Source organism: Flavobacterium sp. GP15, assembly GCF_014281985.1.
Classification (GTDB): Bacteria; Bacteroidota; Bacteroidia; order Flavobacteriales; family Flavobacteriaceae; genus Flavobacterium; species Flavobacterium pygoscelis.
Window position 1 is genome coordinate 174903 of record NZ_JACFTC010000006.1, and the last position, 21936, is coordinate 196838.

At 31.8% G+C, this 21936-nt stretch carries 15 protein-coding genes; 6 read left to right on the top strand and 9 right to left on the bottom strand.

The features are described from left to right. The first annotated feature begins 176 nt into the window (after positions 1-176). A complete protein-coding gene (locus tag H2650_RS12985; protein ID WP_188051280.1) occupies positions 177-1727 on the top strand; it encodes an SDR family NAD(P)-dependent oxidoreductase in 1551 nt (516 codons plus the stop codon). An 85-nt stretch (positions 1728-1812) separates the two neighbouring features. Here the strand turns inward: H2650_RS12985 and H2650_RS12990 are convergent, their stop codons facing one another. From H2650_RS12990 to H2650_RS13005, 4 genes are all read right to left on the bottom strand, one after another. Then, a complete protein-coding gene (locus H2650_RS12990; protein WP_188051237.1) occupies positions 1813-1971 on the bottom strand; it encodes a hypothetical protein in 159 nt (52 codons plus the stop codon). Between the two features lie 160 nt (positions 1972-2131). Next, positions 2132-2572: a DinB family protein gene (locus tag H2650_RS12995; RefSeq protein WP_188051238.1), complete on the bottom strand. Its 441-nt coding sequence runs from the start codon at positions 2570-2572 to the stop codon at positions 2132-2134. 154 nt (positions 2573-2726) lie between these two features. Then, positions 2727-4256, bottom strand: a complete 1530-nt coding sequence (locus H2650_RS13000; protein WP_188051239.1) for a carboxypeptidase-like regulatory domain-containing protein — start codon at positions 4254-4256, stop codon at positions 2727-2729. Positions 4257-4528: 272 nt separating this feature from the next. Then, entirely contained in the window at positions 4529-6391 is a 1863-nt protein-coding gene (locus H2650_RS13005; RefSeq protein WP_188051240.1) for an ABC-F family ATP-binding cassette domain-containing protein, read from the bottom strand. Between the two features lie 480 nt (positions 6392-6871). On the opposite strand from H2650_RS13005, the gene H2650_RS13010 reads away from it, so the two are divergent. Genes H2650_RS13010 through H2650_RS13030 form a run of 5 tightly spaced genes read left to right on the top strand, consistent with a single transcriptional unit; the run spans position 6872 to position 13447 of the window. After that, the gene (locus H2650_RS13010; protein WP_188051241.1) at positions 6872-8098 is read left to right on the top strand and encodes a response regulator; all 1227 of its coding nucleotides are present in this window, start codon (positions 6872-6874) and stop codon (positions 8096-8098) included. 10 nt (positions 8099-8108) lie between these two features. Then, complete coding sequence (locus H2650_RS13015; protein WP_188051242.1) at positions 8109-11678, top strand: response regulator; 3570 nt, start codon at positions 8109-8111, stop codon at positions 11676-11678. Between the two features lie 20 nt (positions 11679-11698). Continuing rightward, positions 11699-12064 (top strand): response regulator, encoded by a 366-nt coding sequence (locus H2650_RS13020; protein ID WP_188051243.1) that lies wholly within the window; start codon positions 11699-11701, stop codon positions 12062-12064. A gap of 7 nt (positions 12065-12071) precedes the next feature. Then, positions 12072-12881, top strand: coding sequence for a protein-glutamate O-methyltransferase CheR (locus tag H2650_RS13025; RefSeq protein WP_188051244.1), 810 nt, complete (start codon positions 12072-12074; stop codon positions 12879-12881). Further along, positions 12863-13447 carry a chemotaxis protein CheB gene (locus H2650_RS13030; protein WP_188051245.1) on the top strand — a complete coding sequence of 195 codons (585 nt, stop codon included), beginning with the start codon at positions 12863-12865 and terminating at the stop codon, positions 13445-13447. The genes H2650_RS13025 and H2650_RS13030 overlap by 19 nt, the downstream gene beginning before the upstream one ends. A gap of 57 nt (positions 13448-13504) precedes the next feature. Here H2650_RS13030 and H2650_RS15945 read toward each other — a convergent pair whose 3' ends face one another. From H2650_RS15945 to H2650_RS13055, 5 genes are all read right to left on the bottom strand, one after another. Further along, a complete protein-coding gene (locus H2650_RS15945) occupies positions 13505-14425 on the bottom strand; it encodes a VOC family protein (protein WP_255462907.1) in 921 nt (306 codons plus the stop codon). A 287-nt stretch (positions 14426-14712) separates the two neighbouring features. Next, positions 14713-15366 (bottom strand): hypothetical protein, encoded by a 654-nt coding sequence (locus H2650_RS13040; protein WP_188051246.1) that lies wholly within the window; start codon positions 15364-15366, stop codon positions 14713-14715. 330 nt (positions 15367-15696) lie between these two features. After that, positions 15697-19431 carry a phosphoribosylformylglycinamidine synthase gene (gene purL, locus H2650_RS13045; protein ID WP_188051247.1) on the bottom strand — a complete coding sequence of 1245 codons (3735 nt, stop codon included), beginning with the start codon at positions 19429-19431 and terminating at the stop codon, positions 15697-15699. Between the two features lie 186 nt (positions 19432-19617). Further along, on the bottom strand, positions 19618-20310 hold the full coding sequence (locus tag H2650_RS13050) for a hypothetical protein (protein ID WP_188051248.1): 693 nt from the start codon (positions 20308-20310) through the stop codon (positions 19618-19620). Positions 20311-20409: 99 nt separating this feature from the next. Beyond that, positions 20410-21936, bottom strand: a complete 1527-nt coding sequence (locus H2650_RS13055; protein ID WP_188051249.1) for a hypothetical protein — start codon at positions 21934-21936, stop codon at positions 20410-20412.

Below are 21936 nucleotides of genomic sequence, written 5' to 3' on the forward strand. Positions count from 1 at the left end.
TACATTAAACACAAATTTTACTAATTACGACAGATTGTTTCAAGAGTATGGGTAAAAAGTATTTTTTGTTATGGCGTGATTCTTTTCGAAAATGAGTTAAACTGATCTCGTAAACTTTTAAAAAACTATATTTGCCGACTTGAAATTTACACTAAGAATAATTCCCGTTTTTTATGATGACGAAAGATGAAATAGCGCCTACGATTGCTATAACCTCAAATGAAATTGACAGATGTATCGCCATTTTGTCACAGTTAAACGCTGATACTGATCAAATATTTGATATCGAAAAAGAGCAAAGAACAGCTTTGATAAAAGCAGCGGGACAGTTTTCGAGACCAGATCGTGATGAGCTTTCTCGCAGAAAAAAGGATGGAAGATTAGTGGCAAAACGCAAGAAAGAAAAGCAAGATAAAACGGCACGTAAAGAAACCGGAATTCGTTATGCTCGTGAAGCTAGTGTGTTTGTAGCTCCAAAATTATTGGCTTTTAATGAGCTTAATAGCAAAGAGCAATTAGAATTAGAAACCCCTAGAAATTGTTATGTATGTAAAACACCATTTACAAAGATGCATCACTTTTATGATACGATGTGTACCGATTGTGGTGATTTTAATTATGTCAAACGTTTTCAAACTGCCGATGTAAAAGGACAAGTAGCAGTAATTACGGGATCTCGACTTAAAATTGGATACCACATTACACTAATGCTTTTGCGCGGTGGAGCAACGGTGATTGCAACAACTCGTTTTCCGGTAGATTCGGCTTTGCGTTTTTCTAAAGAACCCGATTTTATAGATTGGGGACATCGCTTAAAAATACATGGATTGGATTTAAGACATATTCCAAGTGTCGAAATATTCTGCAATTTTATAGAACAGAAATACGAGCGATTGGATATTCTAATTAATAATGCGGCACAAACGGTACGACGTCCTGCAGGGTTTTACACCCATTTGATGCAGAATGAAGAACGCTTACTTTCTGATTTGCCCAAACAAGCACAAGAATTATTATTAGATCACACCAATTGTTTGGATGAATTGAAGATATTGACTTCTGGCGCCTCTTCCAATCAAAATATGCCAGTAACTTGGCACGGACCAGAACCTGGAATTGGTTTGCGAGCTTCGGCTAAATTATCTCAAATTCCGTATTCATTTGATAATGCCATAGTGGCAAATGAAGTTTTTCCAGAAGGAGAACTTGATGCCGACTTGCAGCAAGTCGATTTAAGGAAAACAAATAGTTGGCGATTGAAATTAGGTCAAATAGAAACTACTGAAATGATCGAAGTACAACTCGTTAATTCGGTAGCGCCTTTTGTATTATGCAACCGCCTTTCGGAAGTGATGAAAAAAGAAAATACAGGAAAAAAACACATTATAAACGTTTCTGCCATGGAAGGGAAGTTTCATCGCTTTTTTAAAGAAGCGCGTCATCCACACACGAACATGGCGAAAGCGGCGCTAAATATGCTTACCCACACGGCAGCAGGAGAATTAGCTAAAGTTGGAATTTTTATGAACGCCGTTGATACCGGTTGGGTAACTGACGAAGATCCGGCTGAGTTAGCCAAAAAGAAACAAGAAGAGGAAGATTTTCAGCCACCATTAGATATTGTTGATGGTGCAGCCCGAGTAATGGATCCGCTTTTTGACGGAATTAATACAGGAAAACATTGGTCCGGTAAATTCTTAAAAGACTACAATCCGATTCCTTGGTAAAAAAAATAACTTCAATAAAAAAACCACAACTTGATCTAATTCTGTTGTGGTTTTTTATTATAAATTATCAAAATACTGTAAATAATTACTTGAATTCATTTGTAATTTCAGTATGTCTTTTATCATAATTGGCGCAATCTTTTCCTAATTTAAATATGAAAAAAAATACAATACCTGCCAGAATAATAGTTGGTATTAACTTAATTTCTTTATTTAGAAAAGATTTAGAATTGTATTTTTTCATAATTTGTTTTATTTATTGATTTTAAACTTCTTGTTGTCTCTTCGTTTGCCATGGTTGGAAAATTTAGAAGTAGAGTGTTTATGCTAAGTAACGATATAAATAAAAACTGTAATCCCATTAAAGCCTTACTTACTGAAAAAGGTTGTTTTACGTTTCTTTTTTATTCTTTCAATATTTGCTTTAAATGATATTCTAAATGAACAACATAATCAATTATTAAAAATTCCAAAGTCAAATTTTTATCGTTAATTTTTATTTCTCGTATTAAATTTTCTTTTGGTATTCTTTTGATGATTTCAATGAGTTGTTTATTGTAAACTTTCCAAAAGGAAATTATTTGTTCTTTTTCAATTTCTTGATAGAAATTATATTCATTCCATTTATTTTGATCATACTTTATTTCTGGATTTTCTTCAAATTGTCCACGTATAAATCTTTGATGATTATTTGTAGCGCTATCAATTAAATGTCCAATAATTTGTTTTATACTCCACTTATTTGCAGAGTGTTTTTTAGAAAAAATTTCATCTTCAATTTTACTAAGAATTTCAGGAATTGTTTCAGTTACATATTCAAGTCGACTAATTGATTGTTGAAGCATCTTTTTATTTTATCAAATTTCTAACATTTTCAAATTTTCTCATTTTTGTAAAAACAGCAAAATTGCTGTATTAATATTTTACAATTAATAACCAATATTTTTTTAGAAAACTATATAAAACACTAATGATCCAGAATCAGTATGTTTTAAATAGTTAATTTATAGCTTTAAAACGCTTCATTTCTTCTTGTGGTTCTATAGCATTATATTGTTTCCAAATACTAGCATCGTAGGATTTTACATTTAGAAATTTAAAGTCAACTTCTTTTATTTTTTCAATTGTTTCAGTAGCTATTTTTGATCTTGATATGTTTAGGAATTCAGTAGTAGAGTTTGCGTTTCCCTCTATTTTCATGTCAAGTGAAAGTACATCTTTCTCTCCTTTGGCTAACTCAATAAATTTTAATGGGCGATTCACATAAAAATACATTCCTGAATCTATTGTTGCATATTGCAAATAATAGCCGTTTCCTTCTGATTTTTTTTGAAAAATAATTGTTCCCTTGCTCACATTCTGAGACACTTTGATGCCTAATAGCAATTTCATGTTAAAACCCTCTAGTTTCTCGCCTTCATCTAAGGTATAGTCTACTCTTAATACAGCATAGTCGTTTTCTGAAACATATAATTTTCCTGAAAACTTTGCTTTACTTCTTCTAGGTTTAAAGGTTATTACATAGGCAAATTCATTATCAGCAAAATAGGTCGTTCCTTCGTAGGTATAATTATAAAGATCTGGGTCTGTTATAAAATTAAATTTCTTGGTCTGAGCAAAGTTATTTTGTGACAAAAATGATGTAATATTCCTTTTAGCGCTAGTCAACTGATTGTTTGCTTCAATACCTATTTTTTTATTTTTTCTGCTATTAAAATCTTTTCGCAAAGAGATGGAATCACGAGAGCCAAAAAGCCCACTTTTTACTCGATAATATTTAGTAGAATCAAGGTGTTGCAACATCATATTCATCGCTTTTTTTTCTAAATCCTCAGAGGAAGTAGCGCTACCTTCATTTTTTAACTTGGTTGCTTTTAAAACTTCTAATTTTGAAACGAATGAAGTTTTGCTTTCTTTTTTTACATTGGTGGTGTAATAATTACCAAGAATATCCGTAAATTCTTTAGGCGGGTGAGTAATTAGATTATTAGAAAAATTTTTGATATCAGCATTTGCTTTTTGAAGGGTTTGTTTGGTAAATCCTGTTGATTTTTCTATTTCCACATCAATTGTCTTAGGTTTAAAATAGTCCGATCGTCTGTAAAACACCATATCTTTTGATGGTGTACCATCACTTACATAATTGCTTTTCAAGTTGGCTTTGACATTCGCCATAATCTGATCAGGATTTGGTTTTACATTGGATATAGTAACATCATTCAATTCATAAACAGCGGGAACAAGTTGAATAATAAAATTTGATTTTTTCAAATCAGCAACATTAATTTGCTGATTGGCATATCCTAAATAGGAAATGCTAAGTTTTGTTTGCTCTGAGCTATTACTTTCTGAAAGTGTAAAAAAACCTTCGGCATTAGAAACTAAATTTTCAGAATCGTTTACTCTGATATTCGCATAGGGAATACTTTCTTGAGTAGTGGCATCTATTATTTTACCTTTAATGTTCTGTGCAACTCCTATTTGATGAAGCAATAGAAGTAGAAACGATTGGATGATGATTTTTTGCATTTTTTTTGAAAAATTGATTTGATGATTAATGATGTTTTCTAATTTAGCGCTTTATTGAATTGATTATAAGATACTATCGTTCTTTTTAGCGTTCCAAATATAGAAGATATTACAGCATACTAATTATTAGTGTAACAGTTTATTAACATTTTTCTTACGAGTAAAACTTTTTTTTATAAAAAAGAAACCCAAATAACTTTAGTTTTGACTAAAATTATTTGGGTTTTTTAATACTAAATAGAAATACTATTTGTCTTGAGATATAAGAAGTTTTATCCTTCCATCTTAGCACTCAATTCAAACCAACGTTCTTCTTTTGCTTCTATTTTGTTTATGATGTTTTGTAATTCATTTGCCTTTTTTTCGATACTATCATCAGCTACTTTTCCTTCTGCAAAAAGCTGTTCAATCGAAATTTTTTGAGCTTCTAAGTCCTTAATTTCTTTTTCTGTTTTCTGATATTCTTTTTGCTCGTTGAAAGTTAAGTTTCCAGTAGGATTATTTTGTTTCCAATCTTTCTTCTCGGCTTTATTTTCCTCTTTTTGAGCCACATCAGTACTGTCTTCATAGGCTCTAAAATCAGAATAGTTACCTGGGAAATTTTCTACCACTCCTTGACCTCTAAAGATGAACAAGTGATCTACAATTTTATCCATAAAATAACGGTCATGCGATACTACTAAAAGACATCCAGGATAGTCTAAAAGGAAGCTTTCTAGCACGTTTAACGTCACAATATCCAAATCATTTGTTGGCTCATCCAGAATCAAAAAGTTTGGATTCTGAATCAAAACCGTACACAAATACAGTCGTTTTAATTCGCCACCGCTCAATCGATCTACGAAATCGTATTGTTTTTTGGCGTCAAAAAGAAAACGCTCTAGTAATTGTGAAGCCGAAATCAACTTCCCTTTCATCAACGGAATAAATTCTCCGTATTCCTTGATCACATCAATGACACGTTGTCCTGGTTTTGGGTTAATACCGCTTTGCGTATAATAACCTAATTTTATAGTTTCTCCAATCACTACTTTTCCACCATCAAGCGGTAAAGTACCAGTCAATAAATTTAGGAAAGTCGATTTACCCGTTCCGTTTTTACCAATGATTCCGATACGTTCTCCGGGTTGAAAATCAAAACTAAAATTATCCATGATTACATGATCCTTGAATTTTTTAGAGATTTTGTGAAGCTCAATAATCTTGCTTCCCATACGCTCCATATTTATTTCAAGCTCTACTTTATTTTCTCGGCGACGGCTTTGTGCTTTCTCCTTAATATCGTAAAAATCATCTTGACGCGATTTAGATTTAGTTGTTCTCGCTTTTGGTTGACGGCGCATCCATTCTAATTCTTTTACGAATAGGTTTTGTGCTTTATCCACACTCGCATTTTCAGATGCAATGCGTTCCTCTTTTTTCTCTAAATAATACGAGTAATTCCCTTTGTAGTTGTATAATTTTCCATTATCAAGTTCGATGATTTCATTACAAACACGTTCTAAGAAGAAACGGTCGTGCGTTACCATAAATAAGGTAATGTTTTCTTTGGCAAAATAACTTTCTAACCATTCGATCATCTCTAAATCTAAGTGATTCGTAGGTTCATCCAAGATTAATAAATCAGGACGATTGATCAATATAATAGCTAATGACAACCGTTTTTTCTGTCCACCAGAAAGGTTTTTTACTTTCAGTTTGAAATCTTCTAATTTCAACTTGAACAAAATTTGTTTGTATTGCGTTTCAAAATCCCAGGCGTTATGCTGGTCCATTCCGTCAAAAGCTTTTTGGTAAGCTTCTTCATCTTCAGGATTTTCTAATGCTTTTTCGTAGGCTTCAATCACCTTCAAAATCTCATTATCCGACGCAAAAATGCTTTCTTCAATAGTTAATTCCTCTTGCAGATTATTGTTTTGCGACAAGAATGCCATTCTAATTCCTTTTCTCAAAACTACTTGACCTGTATCTGATTCTTCCAAACCATTAATGATACTCATAATTGTAGTTTTTCCAGAGCCGTTTTTGGCTATAAAGGCAATTTTTTGGTCTTTGTTAATCCCAAAAGAAATGTTTTCAAAAAGTGTTCTTTCTCCAAAAGACTTGGAAATATTTTCAACTGATAAGTAATTCACAATGCTAATTTTTTTGCAAAAGTAAGCTATTAAATGACTAATTGCGAATTGTTTATTTTAATATGACTTTTTGTCTCTAAAGTGTTGGCATATTTTGAAAAAATACGCATTGATTTATTAATACGGTTTCGTTTTACTCTTATAATCTCTATTAGAATAAAGGCGTATGTTGATTTTTTTAAAAAAAAAATCTTTTGTTTTTAATATATAAGATCTTAGATTAATAAAATTTAAATGGGTAAATGAATCTATTTAATGTTTCAATAATTAAAAATAATAGTATAAGATTTAAGGTAAACTTTGACTTTTAAAGATGGGAATTATGTAATTATCTTACTCTGTTTTGAAAGAATATTTTGTATTTTTTTTATAAATTTGGACGATTTATGAATTTTTTCAATTCATTTATTTTCAAACTTGATAACAATTTTCGGAAAGGTTTTAATTTAATTAAACCATACGATTTACCTCCCATATTAAATGATATTAATTGTAGATGACATTGTAGCAAATATAATTGCCTTAAAAAAAACATTAGAATTGCACAATATCGATGTTGATACTGCAGAATCTGGTGAGGAAGCGCTTAAGAAAATTTTAAAAATTAATTATAGCCTGATTATAATGGATGTTCAGATGCCTGGACTCGATGGCTTTGAAGTGGTAAAGATTTTATCGGGCAACAAAAAAACAAAAGACATACCGGTTATTTTTTTGTCGGCAATTAACATAGAAAAGAAATATATTTTTAAAGGTTACGAAACTGGCGCTGTAGATTATATAACAAAACCCGTAGATTCAGATTTGTTAATTCTAAAAGTAAAAACATTTATAAAAATCTACGATCAGCAGAACGAATTGAAAGTGATGAAGGATTTACTTTCAAAAGAAATTGCTATTCGAACCGAAGCTCAAGATAATTTAGAAATGAAAATTATTGAGAGAACTAAAGAATTAGTTTTAAAAAATGAAGAATTAGAATTTAAAAATCATGAATTACAGCAGTTTTCTTGGGTAGTTTCACATGATTTGAATGAACCAATCCGAAAAATTCAAATCTTTATCGGAATTCTGAAAGACTTATATTTAAAGGACAATCCAAAAGCAATAGATTATGTAAATCGGACAATGAAATCGGCCGAGCGAATGCAAACTTTAATTAGTGATTTGCTAGCTTATTCGAGATTGTCCTCAAAAGTGGTTTTAGAAAAAACAGACTTAAATATAGTTTTACAAGAAGTGCTTTCTGATTTTGATTATCAAATAGAAAATAAGAATGCCGTGGTAAAAATATGTGATTTACCCGTAATTGATAGTATTCCGAGTCAGTTAAGACAAGTGTTTCAGAACTTGATAGGAAATGCGCTCAAATTTTCAGGGAATGTTGCTATTCCTACCATTGAAATTAGTTCAGAATTAATCTTAACCAAGGATTTTGAAGGCCAAGCTTCACCAGAAGGTAAATTTTGCCGAATTACTATTTCTGATAATGGAATTGGTTTTGATGAAATTTATTTGGACCGAATTTTTGTTATTTTTCAAAGCTTGAATGATCGCTCTATTTACGAAGGAACCGGAATAGGACTTGCCATTTCTAAAAAAATAATGGAAAAACACAACGGACTGATTACTGCAAAAAGTCAATTAGGCAAAGGGGCTAGTTTTATCCTGGTTTTGCCATTACAACATGATATTCAAAACAATTAGATTAAAATTTATGAGAAGTAATTTTAAAAGAAATTTATTAATAAGTTCTACGATTTCATTGCTGGTATTAGTAGTAAGTTCTACAGCCTCTTATATTAGTATCAAAAAATTATTAGAAAGTGTTTATTGGGTCAATCATACTCAAGAGATTATTTATAATTTGAATCAGGGTCAAGCCGTATTAACGGACGGTCAAACTAGCATGCGCGGTTTTTTAATTACAGGAAACGAGCAGTTTGTTGATATGTATAAAAAGGCCGAATTGGAATCAAATATCTATTTTAACAAACTCGATGATCTGACAAAAAACAATTCTTTACAGCAAAAATCACTAAAAGAATTAAAGGTTCTCCGAGCCAATTATTTTCAATATCTCAATAAGCAAATTGACAAAAAACGCCTTGGAAAATTGACAGCAACATTTGATCTTAATGAAGGGAAAATGTTGATGGACGAATTAAGAGAGAATTTTAAACAAGTAGAAAAAAATGAGCAAACGCAATTAAAAAATCGTAATCAGAGTTCACAAGATTATGGTAGTTATAGTTTAATTCTAATTATTGTAGCATTTATCATAGCCTTTTTTATCTCAGTAATATTCTTAATTCGTATTTTAAGAGATTTTACAGAACGTGCTAAATTGCAAGAAGAATTGTTGCAAAAAGATAAAGAAACAGCTCAAAGGATTGAAGCCATTAGCACTATTGCAGTAAATATAGCTAAAGGCAATTATGATATCAAAGTAGATGATAGTAAAGCAGACGCATTAGGAAGTGTTGGTGATTCACTAAATAATATGAGTAATTCTTTAAAAAAATCGTTCACTTTATTATCTGATAAAGAGTGGTTACAAGCTGGTATTGCTAATCTTAATAGTGTCATGTTAGGAGATAAAAATCTTGAGGAATTATCAAACGATATTATCGAGTTTTTGTGTGTTTACACCAATAGTAGTGCGGGTGCATTTTATGTTTTAGAAGGAGAAACACTTTTTGCAAAAGCAGGATATAGTTACGTTCCTAACAAAAATAGAACACAAATTAAAAAAGGAGAAGGTTTACTTGGACAAACGATTGTTTCAGGAAAACTGCTAGAGATCAAAGGAGTTCCATCTGAAGATATTCAAATTAGTTATGCCTTAGGTGAAATAAAACCTACTCATATTGTTGCTTTACCATTAATAGATAATAAAGTAGAAGGAGCGCTAGAATTAGTCAGTATCACTGGTTTTACTAGCTTGCATTTAGAGTTTTTAAAAATTATTAGTAATAATATTGGAATTGCTTTAAAATCTACTCAGAATAGAAAAAGGGTACTCGAATTACTAGAAGAAACTGAGGCACAATCTGAAGAATTACGCATTCAGCATAGTGAGTTAGAGTCAATGAACGCAGAGTTAGAAACACAAACAGAAAAACTACAAGCCTCTGAAGAAGAATTAAGAGTACAACAAGAAGAATTGGAACAAACCAATGAAGAGCTCTCGGAACGCAGTATTTTATTAGAAGAAAAAAATACTGAAATTTTAAAAAAATCAGAAGCTTTAGAGTTGTCAACCCGTTACAAATCGGAGTTTTTAGCTAATATGTCACATGAATTGCGTACTCCATTAAACTCTATATTGCTTTTAAGTAGGTTATTATCAGAGAATAATAATCAGAGTATGAACAGTGAGGAAATTGAATTTGCACAAGTAATTCAAAGTTCAGGAAATAGCTTGTTAGGACTGATTGATGAAATTTTAGATTTATCTAAAATTGAAGCTGGAAAAATGGAGCTTGAGTTTATAGATGTTACCACGAAAGAAATAACAGATGGTTTATCTAGTTTGTTTACGCAAGTTGCCAAAGAAAAAAATATAGGATTTGAAATTATTGCCAATGAAGCTCCTATTATTCTTAAAACAGATAAAATGCGTTTAGAACAGATTTTAAAAAACTTAATTTCTAATGCATTAAAATTTACCAATCGCGGTTCTGTAACACTAGAGATTAAAATAAATACTGATGATGACAAAATAATCTGTTTCATTGTAAAAGATACTGGAATTGGAATTCCGTTAGACATGCAACCACTCGTTTTTGAAGCTTTTCAGCAAGCAGACGGTTCAACCAAAAGAAAATATGGCGGAACAGGTTTGGGTTTATCGATCAGTCGCGAATTGGCAAAATTACTTAGTGGCGAAATATTATTAAATAGTGTAGAAGGTGAAGGAAGTACTTTTACTTTATGTTTGCCACGATTTGTATCTCAAAGTAGTAAAGTAGTAATTGATAAAAGACCGTTACTAAGTATTCCTGAAAACAATACTATTGTAGAGAAAGAAACTAAGAAGAAATACATATCTGAAGTAATTCCAGAGGAGATAGAAGACGATAGAGATTCTATTTTATCTGGTGATAAAGTTATTTTGATTGTCGAAGATGATATGAATTTTGCTAAATCACTTTTAGCATTTAGCAGGCAAAACGGCTATAAAACAGTTGTGGCTGTTCGAGGAGATTATGCCTTAAAGTTTGCTATTTTATACAAACCAGTTGGAATACTCTTGGATATTGAGTTGCCTATAAAAAGTGGATGGGAAGTATTAGAGGAAATAAAAAATCACACACAAACTAAGCACATTCCAGTTCATATTATGTCCTCACATAAATTAAAACAGGAAAGTTTGCTACAAGGTGCAGTTGACTTTCTTCATAAACCGGTTGCTTTTGATCGAATTCCAGAGGTTTTTACTCGAATAGAACATATCATTAGTAAGGAATCACAAAAAGTTTTAATTATAGAAGACAATCCCAAACATGCCAAAGCATTGGCTTTCTTTTTAGAAAATCACAATATCAATTCGGAGATAAAAAGTGAAGTTTCTGAAGGTTTAGACGCGCTAAATAAAAAAGATATCGATTGTGTAATCCTTGATATGGGAATTCCCGATAAACAAGCATACGAGATTTTAGAAGGAGTTAAGAAAAGTCCTGGATTAGAAAATCTTCCTGTAATTGTTTTTACAGGGAAAAGTTTGTCACTAAAAGAGGAGGTTAAAATTAAAAAATATGCCGATTCTATTATTGTAAAAACGGCTCATTCGTATCAGAGAATGTTAGATGAGGTTTCTCTTTTTCTACATTTGGTGGAAGAGAACAAAGGAACCGATGATAAAAAAGAAAATTTTAAAAAGTTAAATCAACTCAACAATATTTTACATAATAAAAAAGTTCTAATTGTCGATGATGATGTTCGAAATATCTATTCACTCACCAAAGCTTTAGAAGCTTTTAAGATGAATGTGATAACAGCTTTTGATGGTAATGAAGCTATCAAAATGTTAGCCGAACATACCGATACTGATATTGTTTTACTAGATATGATGATGCCTAATATGGATGGTTATGAAACGGCCGAAAAAATTAGAAACAATCCTAAAATGATAGCATTACCTTTGATTGCAGTTACCGCCAAGGCTATGACAGGCGATAGAGAAAAATGCATTAAAGCAGGCGCTTCAGATTATATTACAAAACCAGTAGATATAGACCAATTACTTTCGTTATTAAGAGTGTGGTTGTATGATAAAGTTTAATTAAAAATTGATTTAAATTTATGAATAAGAAGAAACTCTTAATTATTGACGATGATCCAAGGAATATTTTTGCATTGGTAAATACGTTACGTGCAAGATCTTATGAATGTCTTTCTTGCTTGAGTGCCGAAGAAGCGTTAGTACTTTTAGAAACAGATCAAATTTTCGATGCTGTTTTAATAGATATGATGATGCCAGATATGGATGGTTATGATGCTATTCCATTGATTAAAAAAATTCCTTCTCGCAAGTCAACAACAATTATTGCAGTAACGGCTCAGGCGATGACTGGTGATAAAGAAAAATGCTTTGAAGCAGGTGCGGATGATTATATCTCAAAACCTGTTGATGTAGATAAACTACTTGTAGCCTTATCTAAAATTTAAGTTTATTATGATAGAGGACATAGAATTAGATACTTTTATTAACGATGTTTATGAATATTATGGTTTTGATTTTGGAAATTACTCTAGGGCTTCCTTAAAAAGACGTGTTAATAGAATCATGCAGTTAGATGGTTTTTCCAGTTTTTATGATTTTTTGTCAAAAGTGAAATACGAAGCCGATTATTACAAAAGAGTTGTTGATGAAATTACAGTGAATGTAACCGAAATGTTCAGAGATCCTTCTTTTTATAAAGTCTTGCGGAATGAAATTTTACCTGTTTTAGCGACAAAACCTTTTATAAGGATTTGGCATGCCGGTTGTTCTAGCGGGGAGGAGGTTTATTCTATGGCTATTTTATTAAAAGAGGCTGGCTTGCTACATAAATCAATATTGTATGCAACGGATATCAATTCGAAGGTTTTAGAAACGGCAAAAAAAGGAATTTTTCCGTTGCGAATGATGAAAGACTATTCTGAAAACTATAGAGATTCTGGAGGACAAGAAGATTTTTCTAATTATTATATTGCCAATTATGGCAATGTAAAATTTAGTGAAGATTTAATTAAGAAAATGGTTTTTTCACAACACAATCTCGTTTCAGATACCTCATTCAATGAATTTGATATGATTTTTTGTCGCAATGTTTTAATCTATTTTGACAACGATTTGCAAAGCAGAGCCATTAATTTATTTGACCAAAGTCTTTCTATACTTGGTTTCTTAGCATTAGGAACCAAAGAAACTATAAAATACTCCATTGGTCAAGGAAAATACAAACAAGTGCAGAAAGAAAAATTATGGAGAAAAATAAAGTAGCAGCATACTGTAAAGTTCTCATTATTGGCGGCTCTGCGGGCAGCTTGCATGCACTTATGGATATATTGCCTAATTTGCCAGCAATACGGTCCTTTGCATTGGTAATTGTCCTTCATAGAAAACATTCTGATGATGTAACTTTAGAAGAATTATTAAAGATAAAATCAAAAACTCCATTAAAATTTATTGAGGACAAAATGCCTTTTGAGCCTGGCTTTTTATATGTAGTTCCTTCTAATTACCACTTGCTATTTGAAAAAAATGGTACTCTGGCTTTAGATAGTTCTGAAAAAGTAAATTACAGCAGACCTAGTATTGACGTTTCTTTTGAAGCTGCTGCAGAAATTTACAGCAGTAATGTAATAGGAATTTTACTTTCAGGCTCCAATGCCGATGGCACTGCGGGATTACAAGCCATTCAGAAATCAGGAGGGACTGTCGTGGTTCAGAATCCAACATCAGCTGATATGCCTTTTATGCCGAATAATGCCATTCAAAATATGACACCAGATTATATTTTGACAACAGAGGAAATATTGAAATTTATTCTTTTGATAAATGGGTGATGAATTCAAATTAAATCAATCGTAATGATAATTTTATGATCAATAAATTTTAGCATCCTATTCTTCCAGTTTCTTTATGCATTGTTCTCTAATTTGCCAAATGCTATCCAAGTCCCTATTTAATAAGTTTTCTTTTATCCAAATCTCTATGTAATTTTTATGATAATTTACTTTAAAAACATTGACTTGTTCAGGTTCAATTTCAATTTCTTCGACAATATCAGGTAGCAACTTTTCAATATCAGAATTATTATTAGTTATGTCTATTCGTAGATTATTTAATTTTAAGTAACAATGTGCCTCTGGAATATATTCTAATCTATTATCTAATAGTATGTTTCCAATCTTTGGAGTATTTAAATGGTTCATTTTATATATACCTAAGATGAGTTTTACGTTTTGAAAATTATTTAGGTCAGCAACTTTTTTTAAAAAGGAATGTTTAGAGCTACAAGTACCCTTTTTTTCTTTAAGAACTAGTGAGAAATCTTCTCGGTTTAAATTTCTTCCATATTCCAGTTTTCGCGTAAAATCAATTAAGTCACTCCAGTGTTTAATCCCTTTTTCAATTATTAAATTAGTCAAATAATCATTGGAATTAAAGTAAAGTTCTTTGATCGAAAATATAACATTAAATCCGTCTGGATCTGAAATCATTAATCCATTTTTTAACCAATATGGATTTTTAGAGACTTCAGTTTTTATATTCTTTTTTCTTATCGTTTCCCTAATCTTATTTAATTCAATTTCAGAGTTCAAATAAAAAACAAGTATATCATCTTGATCAAACTTACGTTTTGGTAGGTCACTTGAAGTGGTAAATTCTAAATGCCAATTAGCATTTTTAGGACCTAAGAAAATTCCATTATAATTATTATGTTTTTCAAAAGATCCAATTTTTTCTAGTCCTACGACTTCTAAATAAAATTTTTCAATTTTCTCTAAATCATCAGTATGTCTTGCGTATCTAGATATCATTTTTATTATTTACATTATAATTTAATCTAAAATTTATTTATGGTATCAAATCATTTAATACTTATGAAATTTTATGTTTAAAGTAGGGAGAGTATCTTTCTAAAGTGTCTTGTTTTCAAATCATTAAAATTTGAATAAAGTCAAAACAAATAAACTCTTCTCTTAAAATTTAATGCTTTTATCTATTGATATCTATATTGTATCATAATGATTTGGATAAAAATCAATTAAAGATTTAACTTTTAATGTTTTACTTCAAAGAAAGAATTTTCATTCAATTTATAAAATTATTGAAGGGATTTTTTAGCGATATTTTTTTTGATTATTTTTACATCTTCTACAATTTGGTCAGTTGAGAATTCAGCCAAGTTCAAACGATAATTACCATACCTATCTACTACTGCGGAACTAAAACATGGATAATGCATTTTGAAAAATAACTTTTCAATTACTCGATCGTTATCCTTTTCCCAATTTATTTTTTCTGGATGATAATATTTTAAATCTTCATCAGTTTTATAAATCCAAAAGTGATTGTATTTTGTTATTCTATCAAGTTTATTTTTGTATTCTTTTCTAAAAAAATCTATACTTAAACTATTCGATCTATTATTACATTCATCTTTTCCTGGGTAGAAAATTAATATAGTAATTTCATTTTCTAAAGGTCCAATTTTACTAAGTTCCTTTTTTAACAATGATAATTCTTCATTATTTAGTTTTCCTGACGTTTTACGTTTATATAGTATTTTAGTAATATGATCTTCAATATTATATTGGTTATAATTAAAAACTTTCTCTTTTTTTACAGATTTTTCAAATTCTTGTTTGCTGATTTCTTCAAAATTTATACCATAATACTTTTCAGGTTTTGATTGAGCAATTATTGTTTGAAAGCAAATAAATAAACCTAATGTCAATGTTGAAAGTAAGTTTCTCATATAATTTTCGCTTAGTTGTAGGTGTTAATGTGACAGTCATCGTACATTATTAGTTTAGCTAATTTATAAAAATAATATTACAAATTGTATTTTTTAAATTAACAGATTGATTTCTGCTAGTTTGCGTGAAAAATAGTAATGAAATTGAAAAGCATCAAATACCAATTAGAATAGGTTTCAATGAGATAAATCGTATTTTTTTTTGAATGAGAAAGATTTTAACGAATTGCCTATTTTGCCTAGGCGTAATGCCACAACAATTTTGAAAACAAACATTACAAAAAAAGCGCTCTCTCTCGAGAACGCTTTCCAAATATAATTAATTAAATTTTACTGTTTTTCAATCCATTTTCTAGCATTGACAAACGCTTCGTGCCAAGGAGAAACTTCGTCGTTTCTGTCTTTTGGATAATGTGCCCAGTTCCATTGGTAGGTAGAACGCTCGATGTGCGGCATGGTCACCAAATGGCGTCCTGTAACATCACAAAGCATGGCCACATCATAATGAGAACCGTTTGGATTAGCAGGATAACCTTCGTAAGCATATTTCCCAACAATGTTGTAACGCTCTTCGCCTAATGGCAATTCGAATTTTCCTTCTCCATGCGAAACCCAAACTCCTAATGTAGCTCCAGCCAAACTAGACAACATCACCGATTTGTTTTCTTGTACGGTTACTGATGTAAAAATACTTTCGTGTTTGTTACTGTCGTTGTACAACATTTTTGGCATTTGTTCGTGCTCTGAATGGATTAATTCTAATTCGACGAACAACTGACAACCGTTGCAAATTCCTACTGATAAAGTGTCTTCGCGTTTGAAGAAATTATCTAAAGCCGTTTTTGCTTTTTCGTTGTATAAAAAGGCTCCCGCCCAACCTTTGGCAGAACCTAAAACATCTGAGTTAGAGAAACCTCCAACCGCTCCGATGAATTGAATGTCTTCTAAATTTTCACGTCCTGATATTAAATCGGTCATGTGAATGTCTTTGACATCAAAACCAGCTAAATACATTGCATTTGCCATTTCACGCTCGGAATTACTTCCTTTTTCACGAATAATAGCTGCCTTTGGCTTCTCGACTGCGCTCGAAGTGACAGGTAATTTACCTGTAAAGTGTTTAGGGAACGTATACTGTAACGGTTGGTTTTTATAATTATTGAAACGCTCTTGTGCCGTTCCGTTTTTTGATTGTTTTTGGTCTAATAAAAACGAAGTTTTAAACCAAATGTCTCTGTATTTTGCAATATCTAATTTACAAGGACCGAAGTCTAAAGTAGCATCGGTAGTAGCGTTTCCTAATTTGTAGAAAGCAACTCCTTTAGCGTTTAATTTAGCTTCAATCGTCGCATTGTCTTTCGCTTGGAAGACGATTCCGATATTCTCCGCAAATAAATACTTGATGATGTCTTTTTCTTCAAAAACAGAGAAATCTATTTTAGCTCCTAAATTCACATCAGCAAAACACATTTCTAATAAAGTAGTGATTAAACCACCACTTCCGATATCGTGTCCTGCAAGAATTTGATCGTCTAAAATTAATTCTTGAATGGTATTAAACGCTTTTTTGAAGAAAGCAGCACTTTTAATAGTTGGTGCTTCGTTTCCTATGGCATTTAATGTTTGTGCGAATGACGAACCACCTAATTTAAAATCGTCTTGCGATAAATTGATATAATAAATAGCGCCACCGTCTTTTTGAAGGACAGGTTCTACTACTTTTTTGATATCGATACAGTTACCACCTGCCGAAATAATTACCGTTCCTGGTGCGATTACTTCGTCATTTGGATATTTTTGTTTCATAGAAAGCGAATCTTTTCCTGTTGGAATATTGATTCCCAATTCAATTGCAAATTCCGAACAAGCTTCTACCGCTGCATATAAACGAGCGTCTTCTCCTTCATTTTTACAAGCCCACATCCAGTTGGCAGATAATGAAATCCCTTTCATTCCATCTTTAATAGGAGCCCAAACAATGTTTGATAACGATTCTGCAATGGCAGTTCGTGTACCAGCAACCGGATCAATTAAAGAGGCAATAGGAGAGTGCCCGATTGACGTAGCAACACCTTCTATTCCTTGGTAATCTAAAGCCATTACACCAACATTATTCAATGGCAATTGCAACGGTCCAGCAGTTTGTTGTTTGGCAACTTTACCACCTACGCAACGGTCTACTTTATTGGTCAACCAGTCTTTACAAGCCACTGCTTCTAATTGCAATACTTGTTCTAAGTAAGTCGAAATGTTTCTTACAGAATACTCTAATGGACCATAGTTGTAAGCAATTGTTTTATCGTTCATTACGGTTTTTGGAGAACTCCCGAAGAAGTCTTCTAAAGCATAATCCATTGGTTTAGCACCAGTCGATTTTGATTTTTCCTCCATATTATTTGAATTTTGGAAGTCAAGAACCCGCTTTTTATCTCTTTCGGAAAAGAATTTTTCGTTGCGGGTTTCAAAAGTAAAACGGTGATCGCCCGTTACATCACCCACTTGGTACATTGGAGAACGTTCTCTATCGGCCACTCTTTGTAATAAATCAATGTCTTTTTGACCAATTACCAATCCCATTCTTTCTTGAGATTCGTTACCGATTATTTCTTTTGCCGAAAGGGTAGGATCGCCAACAGGTAATTTATCTAGATCGATTAATCCACCCGTTTCTTCCACTAATTCTGAAAGACAGTTTAAGTGTCCGCCAGCACCGTGATCGTGAATAGAAACAATTGGATTGTTGTCACTTTCTACAAAGGCACGAATGGCATTTGCCGCACGTTTTTGCATTTCTGGGTTAGAACGCTGTATGGCATTCAACTCAATTCCGGAACCAAAAGCACCTGTGTCTGCAGAGGAAACTGCAGCACCACCCATTCCGATTCTATAATTTTCTCCACCTAGAATAACAATTTTGTCGCCTTCTTGTGGTTTTTTCTTAAGCGCTTGGTTTAATTTTCCATATCCAATTCCACCTGCTTGCATGATTACTTTATCGTAACCAATTTTGCGATTGTTTTCTTGGTGTTCGAAAGTTAAAACCGAACCTGTAATTAGCGGTTGTCCAAATTTATTTCCAAAATCAGAAGCTCCGTTAGAAGCTTTGATTAAAATATCCATTGGAGTCTGGTACAACCAAGGTCTTTCTGGAACGGTATCTTCCCACGGACGATTTTCTTCTAATCGAGAATAAGAAGTCATATAAACTGCTGTTCCTGCTAATGGCAAAGAACCTTGTCCACCAGCCAAACGGTCGCGAATTTCTCCTCCTGAGCCTGTTGCAGCTCCGTTGAAAGGCTCTACGGTTGTTGGGAAATTGTGTGTTTCTGCTTTTAGTGAAATAACCGAATCAAATTCTTTGATTTCGTAAAAATCAGCTTTGTCAGCCGTTTTTGGTGCAAATTGTTGCACTCTTGGCCCTTTTACAAAAGCCACATTATCTTTATATGCAGAAACTATATCGTTCGGGTTTTCTTGAGATGTTTTTTTGATTAATTTAAAAAGAGACGTTTCTTTTTCTTCGCCATCGATTACAAATGTTCCGTTGAAAATTTTATGACGACAATGCTCTGAATTCGCTTGTGAGAAAGCAAAAATCTCTGAATCGGTTAGTTTTCTACCTAATTTGGTTGCTAAATTATCCAAATATTCTACTTCTTCCATGCTTAAAGCCAAACCTTCCTTTTTATTGTACGCATCGATATCATCAATGTCTAAAATAGGTTCTGGTTGCACATTTATCGTAAAAATATCTTGATTTAATTCCGTATATTTTTGTGAAAGCATTGGGTCGAAATCAGTGAAATCGGCAGTTACTTTATGAAATTCCTCAATTCGAATGATCCCTGAAATCCCCATATTTTGAGTAATTTCAACGGCATTAGTACTCCAAGGTGTCACCATAGTGGCACGTGGTCCAACAAAAAAATCCGTGAGTACGGATTTTTCTATTTTATTTGAGTCGGCAAAAAGCCAGTTTAATTTTGAAATGTCTTGAGCCGAAATTTCGTTTTGCGTTTGTACTGCAAAAACAGTTTTGCTTTGGTTTTCAAAGAAATGGATCATTGTTGTGTAGTTTGTTGTATTTAGGTGCAAATTTAGTTTAAAAAAATAGTACGAGCAAGGATTAAAATTTCAATTTTTCAATTCGAAAATACAAGTAATATCTTTGTAATTAAAGTTAGAAATTGTTTTTGCAATACTAAAATTCTTTTTACTTTGTTTTGTAGTTTTAAGATTTAGTAATATCCACTATTTGATGTTTCTCTGGTAATTCCATATTGCATTATCTAGTGCTCTTGGACTTATATTAATCCCTGAAACTTCTAATTTTAAGCTGATTTTTTCAAGAATAATTTGGCAATCTTTTTGAGAAATTGGTTGTTCTAATATGCTTTCAATATATCTGATTACCATTCTGTCAGGCTTTATTAATTTATCATTTCCCGCTAACATATAAAAATATTGTAATGAAATTCCAGATTTTTGCCCTTTGATTTCTTTAATTTTTGATTCAAAATTCGGTGAAATGTTTTCTAAATCCTGAAAATAATTAATTCCTTCATTCGACAATTCCCTTAGAAAATGCATAACTGCCTCTGCTTTTAAAATTCCACTTACGGATGATGTTCGTTGTTTGTTTTTAAACACTGAAGTAGCTAATTCATCAAAATCTGTTTTTCCAAAAATATTGATAAAATCACTTACACTGTATTGAGAGTTCTTTTCAGGTATAGAAGCGATATCTTCTCTGAAAACTTTCAAATTATTATATTCACAAAAGTTATTGACTGTTTTCTTGACTGTTTCATATCGTACTCCAATTGAATATATAGAGTCAATTACACAAAATGGTAAACTTTGATAATAGAATTCTGGATCAAGTTTATAGTTTCCAATATCAATATTGTTTTTGGTATAATCTGCAATTTTTGTAATTTTCATTTCGTCAATTTGGAGCATATTTTTTTGTTGTTTTATAGCTGATGGTTTTTAATAAATTTTCCTGTTTTATAATAGAATATTGTAAACTTTGAGCTTAAATTACTTGGGAAATTCCATACTTTGATACGCACCCAAATCAGGAGGCAAAGTTCTGGTTTTTCCTAAAACGTCTAGCGGAATTAAATAGGCCGAATTCCCTTTTGCGAAAGCCGAAGAACTTGGGTCAATATTTAATTTACTTTTTGAAATTTTAAAAAATTTGGGATCTTTGTTTAAAATTATACCGTTATAATGCAAGGGATCTGCAAAGAATTGATAATCTGGATTGGTGGCGAATTTTGGATTTGTATTGTCAAATTTTAGCAAGCAGTTATTGAATTTATATTCAAATGTAGCGCCTGTTTTTTTATTCAAACTCATTTCGTTCGAATAAGATCCGTAAATAATACAGTTGTTAAAAGTGGCTGCAGTCAAATCTTTAACCTCGGGAATTGCACCCGTAATGTAGTTGCTTATATAAACTGAAACTTGCTGGGAACTGTTCCAATTATTGTTAAAAGTAGAATGTGTAAAAGTGTAATCACCTCCATAAGTACACGCTAAATTAGCTTGACCGGAATTATTAATCACTACATTTTGCGCATCAATTTTTGCGGTCTGCGCCAAAATTCCGTAGTTTGTTGAGTTGTAAATTTGAGTGTTTTTGATTAAAACTGTTGAGCCATCATTGTTTTGAATTAATAATCCAATGGAAGCATTTTTAATGGTTAAATGATTGAAAGAATTGTTAGTGCTGCCAGCAGTAAGCCAAATTGTTCCCCATTGTCCTGGAATATTTGTAAAATCAGTTTCTAACCGATCGCCTTCAAAAATCACTTCGTTTTCCATTTTTTCTGTTGTAGAAACGTTTCCATTCACTTGTATCGAACCTTTATTAGAAACAATAAGTCCGGAATTTGAATGAAAATAAACTTTAGTTCCGGCTTCAAAAGTGGCTATTTTATTGGATGGTACGGCTGCATAACCATAAATCACATAAGGTTTATTTTTGGTAAACTGTAATTCGTTTCCATTAATGGGATCATTTTCATCCAAATAAAAACCTTCAATTTTTTCATCTCCAATAGGAAGTGTTTCAGTCGTTCCATCGGCATAACGTTTAGGATATAGGAAAACGGCATCTTGAATAAGGGTTACCAATTCTACATTTTGAAGATTTTTCCCACTATCAAACTGAATTTGATCCGTGTATAAAAAATCATTTGGGTTTGCGTCTGCACTATTTGCGTTGGTTTCTATAAAAATATACAAACTGTCTCTGGCAAGTATATCAACATTATTAAAGATTTTTCCATTGTTTCCTTGCATTCCATCAACGGATAATCGGTATTTAGAATTCAGCCCTTTTCCTAATCGTATACTTGGAATTGTAATATCATTTTTGCTTCTATTATAAACTTTTAGTCGGTAGGTACTAGAACCAATATTTGTAAATATAGTATCTAGATATATAGTATCTCTAGAAAACTCTAACTTTCCGTTACTAGCTACCGTTTCAAAATCAGAGCGACAAGAACAAATAGAAAATACCATTCCAATAAAAAATAATACTATCTGTGGACGCAT

What these genes read in the sequence shown, in the direction of transcription:
- H2650_RS12985 (WP_188051280.1), top strand. Translation starts at nt 177, where the DNA reads ATGACGAAAGATGAAATAGCGCCTACGATTGCTATAACCTCAAATGAA.
- H2650_RS12990 (WP_188051237.1), bottom strand. Translation starts at nt 1,971, where the DNA reads ATGAAAAAATACAATTCTAAATCTTTTCTAAATAAAGAAATTAAGTTA.
- H2650_RS12995 (WP_188051238.1), bottom strand. Translation starts at nt 2,572, where the DNA reads ATGCTTCAACAATCAATTAGTCGACTTGAATATGTAACTGAAACAATT.
- H2650_RS13000 (WP_188051239.1), bottom strand. Translation starts at nt 4,256, where the DNA reads ATGCAAAAAATCATCATCCAATCGTTTCTACTTCTATTGCTTCATCAA.
- H2650_RS13010 (WP_188051241.1), top strand. Translation starts at nt 6,872, where the DNA reads ATGATATTAATTGTAGATGACATTGTAGCAAATATAATTGCCTTAAAA.
- H2650_RS13015 (WP_188051242.1), top strand. Translation starts at nt 8,109, where the DNA reads ATGAGAAGTAATTTTAAAAGAAATTTATTAATAAGTTCTACGATTTCA.
- H2650_RS13020 (WP_188051243.1), top strand. Translation starts at nt 11,699, where the DNA reads ATGAATAAGAAGAAACTCTTAATTATTGACGATGATCCAAGGAATATT.
- H2650_RS13025 (WP_188051244.1), top strand. Translation starts at nt 12,072, where the DNA reads ATGATAGAGGACATAGAATTAGATACTTTTATTAACGATGTTTATGAA.
- H2650_RS13030 (WP_188051245.1), top strand. Translation starts at nt 12,863, where the DNA reads ATGGAGAAAAATAAAGTAGCAGCATACTGTAAAGTTCTCATTATTGGC.
- H2650_RS15945 (WP_255462907.1), bottom strand. Translation starts at nt 14,425, where the DNA reads ATGATATCTAGATACGCAAGACATACTGATGATTTAGAGAAAATTGAA.
- H2650_RS13040 (WP_188051246.1), bottom strand. Translation starts at nt 15,366, where the DNA reads ATGAGAAACTTACTTTCAACATTGACATTAGGTTTATTTATTTGCTTT.
- purL (WP_188051247.1), bottom strand. Translation starts at nt 19,431, where the DNA reads ATGATCCATTTCTTTGAAAACCAAAGCAAAACTGTTTTTGCAGTACAA.
- H2650_RS13050 (WP_188051248.1), bottom strand. Translation starts at nt 20,310, where the DNA reads ATGAAAATTACAAAAATTGCAGATTATACCAAAAACAATATTGATATT.
- H2650_RS13055 (WP_188051249.1), bottom strand. Translation starts at nt 21,936, where the DNA reads ATGCGTCCACAGATAGTATTATTTTTTATTGGAATGGTATTTTCTATT.